The sequence below is a fragment of the Clostridioides sp. ES-S-0108-01 genome, from assembly GCF_020662285.1.
Classification (GTDB): domain Bacteria; phylum Bacillota; class Clostridia; order Peptostreptococcales; family Peptostreptococcaceae; genus Clostridioides.
The window spans coordinates 1-10,273 of the sequence record NZ_JADGMN010000039.1 but is presented as its reverse complement, the minus strand read 5'-3'; the positions used below and the strand labels follow the sequence as shown (position 1 = coordinate 10,273).

11 protein-coding genes are annotated in these 10,273 nt (G+C 22.9%); 4 read left to right on the top strand and 7 right to left on the bottom strand.

What is annotated here, in order from left to right:
- Positions 1–566: 566 nt before the first annotated feature.
- Positions 567–1,751 (bottom strand): replication initiator protein A, encoded by a 1,185-nt coding sequence (locus IR152_RS19125; RefSeq protein ID WP_227453426.1) that lies wholly within the window; start codon positions 1,749–1,751, stop codon positions 567–569.
- 673 nt (positions 1,752–2,424) lie between these two features.
- On the opposite strand from IR152_RS19125, the gene IR152_RS19120 reads away from it, so the two are divergent.
- The 3 genes from IR152_RS19120 to IR152_RS19110 are packed head-to-tail and all read left to right on the top strand — an operon-like array spanning position 2,425 to position 5,568.
- Positions 2,425–3,330 (top strand): hypothetical protein, encoded by a 906-nt coding sequence (locus IR152_RS19120; protein WP_227453425.1) that lies wholly within the window; start codon positions 2,425–2,427, stop codon positions 3,328–3,330.
- Position 3,331: 1 nt separating this feature from the next.
- Entirely contained in the window at positions 3,332–4,813 is a 1,482-nt protein-coding gene (gene dnaX / locus IR152_RS19115) for a DNA polymerase III subunit gamma/tau (RefSeq protein ID WP_227453424.1), read from the top strand.
- A gap of 35 nt (positions 4,814–4,848) precedes the next feature.
- Positions 4,849–5,568: a single-stranded DNA-binding protein gene (locus IR152_RS19110; protein WP_227453423.1), complete on the top strand. Its 720-nt coding sequence runs from the start codon at positions 4,849–4,851 to the stop codon at positions 5,566–5,568.
- Between the two features lie 87 nt (positions 5,569–5,655).
- Here IR152_RS19110 and IR152_RS19105 read toward each other — a convergent pair whose 3' ends face one another.
- The 6 genes from IR152_RS19105 to IR152_RS19080 all read right to left on the bottom strand — a co-directional run bounded on the left by IR152_RS19105 (position 5,656) and on the right by IR152_RS19080 (position 10,045).
- Complete coding sequence (locus tag IR152_RS19105; RefSeq protein ID WP_227453422.1) at positions 5,656–6,111, bottom strand: peptidoglycan-binding domain-containing protein; 456 nt, start codon at positions 6,109–6,111, stop codon at positions 5,656–5,658.
- The gene (locus IR152_RS19100) at positions 6,092–6,247 is read right to left on the bottom strand and encodes a hypothetical protein (protein ID WP_227453421.1); all 156 of its coding nucleotides are present in this window, start codon (positions 6,245–6,247) and stop codon (positions 6,092–6,094) included. The genes IR152_RS19105 and IR152_RS19100 overlap by 20 nt, the downstream gene beginning before the upstream one ends.
- Positions 6,248–6,452: 205 nt before the next feature.
- A complete protein-coding gene (locus tag IR152_RS19095) occupies positions 6,453–6,836 on the bottom strand; it encodes a BlaI/MecI/CopY family transcriptional regulator (RefSeq protein WP_227453420.1) in 384 nt (127 codons plus the stop codon).
- A gap of 75 nt (positions 6,837–6,911) precedes the next feature.
- Positions 6,912–7,493 (bottom strand): hypothetical protein, encoded by a 582-nt coding sequence (locus tag IR152_RS19090; RefSeq protein WP_227453419.1) that lies wholly within the window; start codon positions 7,491–7,493, stop codon positions 6,912–6,914.
- A 944-nt stretch (positions 7,494–8,437) separates the two neighbouring features.
- Complete coding sequence (locus IR152_RS19085) at positions 8,438–9,067, bottom strand: hypothetical protein (protein WP_227453418.1); 630 nt, start codon at positions 9,065–9,067, stop codon at positions 8,438–8,440.
- 705 nt (positions 9,068–9,772) lie between these two features.
- Positions 9,773–10,045, bottom strand: a complete 273-nt coding sequence (locus tag IR152_RS19080; protein ID WP_227453417.1) for a transposase — start codon at positions 10,043–10,045, stop codon at positions 9,773–9,775.
- 74 nt (positions 10,046–10,119) lie between these two features.
- On the opposite strand from IR152_RS19080, the gene IR152_RS19075 reads away from it, so the two are divergent.
- On the top strand, positions 10,120–10,273 hold a 154-nt coding region (locus tag IR152_RS19075), incomplete at its 3' end, for a helix-turn-helix domain-containing protein (protein WP_227453427.1).

The following is a 10,273-nucleotide window of genomic DNA, read 5'->3' as shown; positions in this document are numbered from 1 at the left end:
AATTATATCTTTCATTTTCAAAACCTCCAAAATTTTTTATATGAATATTATTCCAAATTTACCAATTTTGTATACCAAAAAGACTATAGGTAAATTTGTTTTTACACAAATCTACTTACAGCCCCGAAAAAATACATAATTTCAAAAATTTGAATATTAAAACATATCCGAAAAATCCTAAATTCTTTTGAAAATTCAGTGTTAAGACTAATTTCTTCTCGTTTTATTAACCCAAATAAAATTGTAAATAAAAAACATTCACTTAATACTAAAGATATAGACAATATAAAAGATATATCTATATTCATATCTCTATCAAGAGATTTCAAATAATAACTCATTAAAAATGTGAGCGTTATCTGAAAGGCAATTATAAATATTATGTAATATGTATATTTGCCTTTTTCTTTGTAATACATAAAAGTCTATTCCCCCATTTCAAATTGAACACTAATTAATCTAATTTTACTATATGAGATAGAATATAAACTTTTGAAGAATCTTTCTATACATAAGTAAGTTGTATTTGACATAATACAAGTAAAGTAACTTAATAAAATATAAATTTATTCTTTGGGATATGGTAAATTATATTTTATTGCATATTCTATTGCAATTTTTTTAATTGGTGCTCCACAATTCCATTTATCTTCTACTGCCTTTTCATAAACTTTTTTATTAATATTATCATCCTCTTCTAAAATATCTTCTTTTTCTCCATACTTTACATCTTGAGAGGCTTTTATTTTTTCATTAATATAATTTTCATCTTTATTTTTTAAACTTCCATTAAAATTATCAAATTTATTTTTTGAATATTTTCTCTTAGATTTTTGTTCATTATATAATCTATTATCATTTTCAAATTTTTCAATTGTTTTAATATTTTTCTCTTTTAAATTTTCTAATATTTTCTTTATGTAGCTGTATTTTTTCTTAATATCATTTTCAGAAACATTTATAAAAATTTGTTCCCAAATTTCTATATCTAAATTATCAATGTTTTTTTCTATCAATTTTTTCATTCCTGGTTTTACTTCTTTATCAACTTTTAATTTAACATATAGATTTTCAATTTTATTGATTTTATTTTCTTCATCAACAACAACCTTAAAATCAGTATCACTAGAATCAGTATTACTATACGGTAAATTTTCCCGTTCTTGTACGGTAGTTTTTACTGTTCTTGAACGGTAGTTTTTACCGTTCAAGATTTTTTTTAGTTTTTTCTCTGAACGGTAAAAACTACCGTTCAAAGTATTTTTAAGGTTTATGGACTTATTTTCTTTTTCTTTTTCTCTATATTTTAAAATTCTTTCTCTTTCAAGTATACGTTTTTCTTCAACATTATCTTTAAATTTATCTATATACAATGATAGTTTATTCATTTTAACATCAACTTTTTTAAGATATAAAAGATTAGATTTACCTTGTCCTGTCTTATCTTCTTCTAACAACTCAAAATTTATAAGTTCATTTTTATAACCACGTGCAGTTTTCTCACTTACTCCTAGAAATTCACTCATAGATATCTGATCACATTTAATAAATACTCTATTTTTATCATCATACCATTGATTTGAAAGAGACAACTTGGTTCTATCTAATAAAAATCCATACAGTATTTTAGCCTGAACTGAAAGAGGTTTCTTATCAGATGGTTTAATATATTTATCTTCATAAAACAAAGCTTTTGGAATTTGGATATGTAATTGTTTTAAATCTTCTTCTACTGTAAAATAATCTCCCATTTTTTTACTCCTTTAATGTATTTTAAAAATACAAAAAAGCCTTGATATTAACAATCAAGGCTGAGACATCAAATTTACACTAACTTCCATCTTTTTTATAAGTAAAATAACTATCAAAAGTATTGCAAGTATTTATGATATATGATATTATTATCGTATATTATAAGTAAATAAGAAGTCTACTTTGCACATGATAATTAATACTCTGTCATTCGTTTTTATTAATTTTCAGTTTGATAAATGAATTGGCGTTCATTACCAAACGTGTCGCATGTAGGCTTTTTTTATTTTTTGTTTGTTTTATTATATTATATTTTATAATGTAATTTTTTGCAATTATTTTTATATTTTGCTTTTATTTGATATATTTTATAATTATTTAATGCACAATAATCCATGAAAAAACTTTTTGCTTTTCATGAGTAACTTTAATTTTGCGAAGTAAAGTGCATATTTTTAATATAAAAAAAATAAAAATTGTTAAAAAATAGTCATTTATTTTTCATTAATATATTCTCTTTTAACAGTGTTAAAAAAAATCTCTTCTAAATTTTTCATACTTATCCAAAAAAAATTCAAAAAAGAACCATATTATATAAAACTAAAATTAATCATTTATTGATAAAAAAAATAAGCTGTATTTATTAGCAATATAAAAAGGAGGGTAAAGTTAATGAAAAGTAAGTTGTTAATTACAAATAATTATTACAGTGTAAAAAAAGAAATTGAAGTACTTGAAAAAGCTTTAAATTTTAAAGACATTAATATTGAAAAAATTACAACAAAAATAGATATTAATGACTTAATATCTAGAGTAAAAATAATGCCTATGTTTGATCCTTTTAGAGTATTGATTATTGATATAAATAAATATTCTAGTAAAGAGTTAAATGTAATTACTAAAGCTATATCTATATCAAGAACTTGTATAGTTTTATCTATTTATTATACAAAAGATATTTTTGATAAAGGAGATAAAGCTATAGTAAAGATATTTAAAGACTCCAAAATTGAAATAAAAAAGTATTTAACTATAGTGAGATCAGAAGTTGAAAAAATTTTGTTATATAATAATTTAAATCTAAATCCCAATATATTTATTAATTCAGACAATATGGATGTAGTTCTAAATGATATAAAAAAAATAAGTTCATTAGATAATAATTTTAAGAATTATGAAGAATATTTATCTGAGTCATTCAATAAAAATACATTTGATTTAATAGATGCTATTGAAAGTAAAGACATAACCAAAGCAATAGAATTATACAAAACCATTTCAAAAACATCAAACATAATAGGTATTAATTTAACTTTATTAAATCATTTTAATTTAATGAGACAAATACAAAATACACCTAAAAATATAAGAAATATATTATATGAAAGAGAAAAAACAGTAAAAGGCAAAGCAAATTATATACATGAATTTAGACTTAAAATTTTAGAAGATAAGGCTAAGAGAAGTATATTAGACTTAGAATTTACGGTAAATGAGTTACTAGAAAATGATTTAAATAAAAATAAAATAAATCTTGAGAAATCAATAGTAAAAATAATACTGAGGGGGAAAAAATAAAATGTCATTATTAGCAAATAGATATAGACCAAAATTATTTAAAGAAGTAACTGGACAAGGTCATATACCTTCTATTCTTTTAAATCAAGTGAAAAATAGAAACATAACAAATAGTTATATTTTTAAAGGACCTAAGGGAAGTGGTAAAACTACAAGTGCAAGAATATTAGCTAAAGCAATTAACTGTCTTAGTCCTATTGATGGAGAACCCTGTTTACAATGTGAGAATTGTAAATCTATAGAAAATAATACATCAATTGATATATATGAATTAGATGCAGCTTCTAACAATGGTATAGATAATATTAGAGAAATAATTGATAGTATTAGATATGCTCCATCTAACTTAAAGTATAAGGTATATATAATAGATGAAGCTCATAGATTATCTGCACAGGCAGCTGATGCTTTTCTTAAAACTTTAGAAGAACCACCATCATATGTGGTTTTTATATTGGCAACAACAGATGTGAATCAATTACCAGCTACTATCAGGTCAAGATGTCAGTTATTTGATTTTAGAAGAATAGCTGTGGAAGATATTTTAACTAGATTAAAACATATCAACTTGTTAGAAAAAGTTAATTTAGAAGAAAAAAGCTTAATGCTAATAGCTAAACTAGCAGATGGAGCATTAAGAGATGCAGTAAGTTTGTTAGAAAAAGTAATCAGTTCAAATAAAAAATCATATGAAGATATAGTTGAGTTACTAGGTGTAGCATCAAATGAAATTTGTCTTAAAATAACAGAAAAATTAATAAATAAAAAAAGTGATGAAGCAGTAGAGGAATTTTACACTATAATTAAATCTGGAAAAAGTATAGAAATATTTATTAATGACTTAATGACCACTTTTAGAAATATAATGCTTATTAAATGTGGAGCAGATACAAATATAATTGCTATGAATGAAAATTATATAAAGAAAGTAAAGTATTTTGCAAAACAAATAAATTTTGAAAACATATTTGAGATAATAGATATATTACAAGACGCAGAAAGTAAATTGAGAAAGACATCTCAAGTATCTATTTTAGTTGAAATGACACTAATAAAAATAAGTAGATTGAATAGAAATAAACAGATTAATAGTGATTTCCCAAATGATCTTGAAGAAATAGAAATTGAGGAAATAGAGATTAATTCAATTAATAATAATATAGCAAATAATAATATTGAAGAGAAAGGAAATAACATTTTACTTGATCAAATAAGAACAAATATAGTTAACTATTTAAAAAATAAAACTAATCCAAATCTAGTATACATATCCAATATAATCAATAACTCAGCATTTAAGGAAGATTTTGATGAAAATATAATAAGAATTTCTGTGGCAATTAGTACAAATAAAAAAGAAAATGACTATGCTATAGATTATTTAAAAGGCTTTGAAACCTCAGAGAACTACATAAAGAGAGAAATAATAAGTGCATTCTCTAAAAATAATATTAATACACAATTTGAAATTGTAATAGAATAAAAAAATCAAATTATATATAAAAAGGGGATTTTAATATGATTAATAATATTAACATAGAAGGTAATTTAGTAAGTGATGGAACTTTTAGAAATTCTGAATCTGGCTCATTATCATATTTTAACACTATTGCTTTAAATTCAGTAAACTCTAAAGGAGAAAGAGAACGTTATTTCTTTCCTATAAGAGCTCATGGGAAATTAGCTATCTATATGGCTGAAACAGCACGTAAAGGAAATGAGATAACTATATCAGGTTCTTTAACTCAGAATCCTTTAAACAAAGAAATTAATATTCTAGTAAATAAGTATACAAATCATGATTTAAATAGAGTAAAGGTATCTAGATACAACCCAAATAGTAATTCTTATAATCAAGGAAATGGTTATAATCAGAATAACAATAATCAAGGTAATCATTATAGTCAAAGTAATAATTCTTATAACCAAGAAAATAGTTATAATCAGAATAACAATAATCAAGATAATCGTTATAGTCAAAATGATAATCTGTATAATCAAGGTAATCATTACAATCAAAATAATAACTCTTATAACCAAGGAAATAGTTATAATCAGAATAACAATAATCAAGATAATTGTTATAGTCAAAATGATAATCCTTATAACCAGGGAAATAATTTCAATCAAAATAATAATCAGTTAGATCCTTACAGTTGGACAGATTATGATGAATCAAAAAGTAATAAGGATTCTAGAGAAATAGATTTTAAAGATTTTAGTGGACTATATGCATAGATATGCAATAAAAAAAAGCCACTCTTATGAGTGGCTTTAAAGCCCTTAAAAAACATTTTATTTTATCTTTAAATATAAATTGTAAAATTACATGCGTAAAAGATTCGCCAATCTATCATATGTATTATATCCAACAATTCCATCAGAAGTTAGTGAATATGCTCTTTGAAATTTTTTTACTGCATTATATGTATCATCCCCAAATATTGAATCTACTTGTACTGTATATTTAACAGCACATAACATAAGTTGAGCACAATGTACATTATTACCCCTTGTTGTGTATCCATATCCAACAGTAACTCTTGTGCTTATAGTATAATTGCTATCTCCTGAGATTTTAATTGTTGCTTTCTCAGCGTCATAAGAACCATTAAAGTGAGAATAAACTCCTATATCATAATCATCTGATTTAAGTAAATTTGAATTTACTGGTACAAGAATTTCTGCATCAGATTCAGGTGTTATATTTAATGCCCTACATTTCTCATCATAATTATCTTTTATGTCTTGTGGAGCATCTTTATATATATTTGTATGCATCTACTTCAAATTTAATTATTTTATTTTCAGATGTATTTTCACCTCCTTGTGTTTCTGTGTCTGCAAAAGCTGTATTTGTAAATACAAGCATTGAACAGCAAATTACTGCTAGTGTTTTCTTTAGCTTATTTAACATAATGTCCTCCTAAAAATATTGTTATTCTATTACACATCTGTAGAATATGAATTGGATATCTCTATTTTATCAGAATTTTTAGGAATTTCACCTATTTTTTACATTTTTCTTTATAAAGTTTTTATTATATTTTTTAGTACCGTTGCATATGTATAGTCTATATTATTAAAATTAAACTTTGAACCGAATAGTCTTATTTCCAAATTTATTTATCAAAGGCATTTGCTATTTCTATAAGATATTCAAATTCTTCTTTACTTAAAATATTATCTTCATATAATGAAAGAAATACACTTTCTGCTGAATTATTATGCATGTTTCTTACAAAATCTTTTGTTACATAGTTTAAGTATTCTCTATATTCAATTATTATTTTATAATGTGTGTATCTATCAATTTTTTCAGTTGATAAAAATTTTCTTTTAACAAGCCTTGATAGAAGTGTTAGCGTAGTTGTCTGTTTCCAATTGTATTTATTTTCCATAGCATACATTATATTTTTAGAAGACATTTCGTAATCTGTTTCCCAAATAAATTTCATTATTTTCAGTTCTGCTGGTGGTATTTTTTGTATCATTTTATTCATCATAGGTTGACTTACCTCCTATTAGGATATAATTTAATTTAATACTACAAAATTAGAATAATTAAGTTAATAGAAATTTTATCGGCTGTATCTTTGGATTCCATCCAATATGAATTGTGTAAGTATGTCTTGTTTTTTGAAACTTTTATTTTTTTCAGTGAATTCTAGAAATTTATTATATACATCTGAATATATTTTAAAAGATTTAACTAATACATCACCAGTTAGATTTTCAGTATTTATTTTAAATTGTATGACATCTACTATATTTTTCTCTTCTTCAGCTTTTTTAAAGAATTCAATAGCTTTAAAAATATCTTCTTTATTTTCAATAAGTTCTCTTAGATCGTTTTCTAATTTTTCTATTTCATATATCGAACTCATAGATTTACTAGAATTAATACTTATAGAATTATGTGGTATTACTGAAGTCTTACTATAGTAAGAAGAATTTTCTTTGTTACTAGAATTAATTTTATTGTAACATTTATTTACTTGATCTAATTCATATCCAGCTTTTTTTATACGATCTCGCCAAGTTGATGATGGTAAACTTAAATTTCTACATACTTCTGCTTTAGATAATCCTAAAGACATTTTTTGATTGAAGTAATTTATTTGTTCATCAATTGTTAATTTATCAAATTCTTTTCTATTCAATGAATATTTCCCCCTATATTATTATAAAGTTAGTATATATCTATATTTTAATAAGATATTATAAAAATAATACTTTTGTAATATCCAATATATTTTACAGTTGTAACGTATTAGTAATTTATATATATTTTAGCATCATTAACATATAAAAAGTAGACTTTATATTTAATTAGAAAAAATTATAGTACTCTATATTAAAAAGCTTTATTAAAACATTTATTTAAAACATTAATTAGCAAAAACGTAATGTACATGTATTATAGTATTATCAATGTATACATAAATTCATAAATAAAAAAATTATAATTATGTTAATAATATTTTTTGTTATTGTTAAAAAAAATATTAAACTATTAATAAAAAACTTTCTTTTATAATAAAATGTGGATAAAATATGTAAAAAAAAGATACATTTAGTTAGACAATGAATTTATCTAATTAAATGTATCTTTTTTCGCATAGTAAATTAAGAGTAATAAAATTTTATTACCCCTAATTAATATATTTTATTTTAGTATAAACTACCAATATTCAAAATTGATCTTGTTATAAAAGACCTTACAAATCCACCAGGATTATGTATATTATTAATATTTATGTTATCTTCATAATAGTGTTATCAAACATATAGTTTAAAGCAATTAATACTTTTTTAAATCCAAATTCGATAGAAAGATTAACTAATTCATTTACAATAAGCGTTTTTTCAGATTCAAGTTTTATATTTGTTTCTAATAAAGGTTTTTTAAACTTAAATCTTAATAATGTATCAGAGTAATTAGAGCTAAATGAGAAATTTCCATTATTAAATAAATTTAATATTCTTTTTTGAGTTGAATCTCTGAAATTTTTATTAAATTCAGATTTGGATTTGTAACTAGTAATATCTAATCTATTTCCTAAAGGTTTAAACCTAGAATTTTTACTATATATAATATTATTAATTAACTTGCTTGATTTTTTATATACTCAGGTAAAGTATTTACTAAATTTTCTTTATTAAACACAATTTTTTTACCTCTACTTTTTTTAGCTGCATCAATCCATAGCAATTTTTTTAGTTCAACCTTTAACTTATTAATACAATTTATATCCAAAAAATTAGCTAGATCATCAGTAGTTAATGTTATATACCCACCACCACCATTTTTCTTTTTAAAATGATTTTTATATTCATCACATATTACTATATCAAATTTTCCATAACCATTAGAAGAAGGTGTAAAGTATGCTAATCCTAAAATAGAAAGTAAATTTTGATTTCTTCTAGCTGTTGGAACTGATATTCCACATAATGTAGCTATATCTTTATAGCTTACATGTTTTCTAACAAAACATTTATTATAAGGCAAAAAATGATATAGTAAATATTGTTTTATTAAAGATTTAGTAACAGATATAATTTGCATGGAATTATTTTTCAATAGACCATTTTCTTTTTCAAGTTCATAATATCCATCATTTATTTTAACTATATCTATTTTATTTTTAAAAATAGATATTATTTTTTTTATTTTTGATTTAGAGATTCTAGTATTTGGTTTTAAATCTTCAAATAATAGCTTATTAGTCATCTTTTACCTCCTTTCATGTTTTATTTTACATATATAATAAAATATAAGCATATATTACATAAAATATAAAAAAGTCTACATAAGAAAGGTTCGCAGATTCTATTGTCTTTCTAGTAGAAGCATTGAAATTACTAATATAAAAAAGGTTCACAGATTTCATTGTCTTTTTGATGTGAAGTAGCATTTTCAACTGTTTGGTTATAAATTTGTAAAGATATGATTAAGGTAAAAAATTTTTTCGACATTTTTTACTACTTAAAAACCTTGAAAAATGGAAAGGTTCGCAGATTCTATTGTCTTTTTATATGTAAATACATGTCAAAATAATAATATTTCTAAATTTTGTCGATTTTTATGTTTATAAATTAATGGATAAAGATATTTTTATATTAGAGATATAAGAAAGGTTCACAGATTTCATTGTCTTTTTTTATATGAAAAGCAATAATTATATATGTAATAATATTGTATATATAAGAAAGGTTCGCAGATTTCATTGTCTTTTTGAATATAGAAATAGGTATAAGAAGGGGCTGTCGCATGGGCAAATTAAATTTGTTCTGTGAGAGCTCTTTTTACTTATCTTAATAGGTATATTTTTAATTATTTTATATATAGTTTATTTTCTAAGTAAAATTATGCATGACAAATATAAGGTATAAAAATACCATTTTTTCAGATAATATTTGATTATAAATAATAAATTTAGAATGCTTTTTTTAAAGTATGAAGATATATTCCACATTTATTTTTTACTATTTTATTGTGTAGCCTAGAAATGTTATGAGCTATCGCTACGATAATACACTCTGATAGAACATTTTCTTTACCTCGGCTTAAAAATCTTCTAAATTTCATATTTTGTTTTACTTGAGCGAAAGCTGCTCCTTCTGCTTGTATATTTCTATTCACTCTAAGTTCATACCCCTCCGGGCTCATAATTCTATTTAAGTTTTCTTTTCTTTTTTCATGAAACAACTTAGATATGAACTATACCCCTCTTAGGAGACAGTTAAAATATGTAAAACTGTCTAAACTAGGAGGGTTTTGTTATGTCTAAAACTAAAGTATCATCAGATCAAAAAATCGAAGCAATTGAATCATATTTAAAGGGTGAAAATTCAGTAATAAAAATAATGGAAGAATTAAATATTGGAAAACGTACATTCAGAGAGTGGATGCGAAATTATGAAACTTTTGGAAATG

What these genes read in the sequence shown, in the direction of transcription:
- IR152_RS19100 (WP_227453421.1), bottom strand. Translation starts at nt 6,247, where the DNA reads ATGTTAAATAAGCTAAAGAAAACACTAGCAGTAATTTGCTGTTCAATG.
- IR152_RS19120 (WP_227453425.1), top strand. Translation starts at nt 2,425, where the DNA reads ATGAAAAGTAAGTTGTTAATTACAAATAATTATTACAGTGTAAAAAAA.
- IR152_RS19125 (WP_227453426.1), bottom strand. Translation starts at nt 1,751, where the DNA reads ATGGGAGATTATTTTACAGTAGAAGAAGATTTAAAACAATTACATATC.
- dnaX (WP_227453424.1), top strand. Translation starts at nt 3,332, where the DNA reads ATGTCATTATTAGCAAATAGATATAGACCAAAATTATTTAAAGAAGTA.
- IR152_RS19105 (WP_227453422.1), bottom strand. Translation starts at nt 6,111, where the DNA reads ATGCATACAAATATATATAAAGATGCTCCACAAGACATAAAAGATAAT.
- IR152_RS19085 (WP_227453418.1), bottom strand. Translation starts at nt 9,067, where the DNA reads ATGACTAATAAGCTATTATTTGAAGATTTAAAACCAAATACTAGAATC.
- IR152_RS19095 (WP_227453420.1), bottom strand. Translation starts at nt 6,836, where the DNA reads ATGATGAATAAAATGATACAAAAAATACCACCAGCAGAACTGAAAATA.
- IR152_RS19110 (WP_227453423.1), top strand. Translation starts at nt 4,849, where the DNA reads ATGATTAATAATATTAACATAGAAGGTAATTTAGTAAGTGATGGAACT.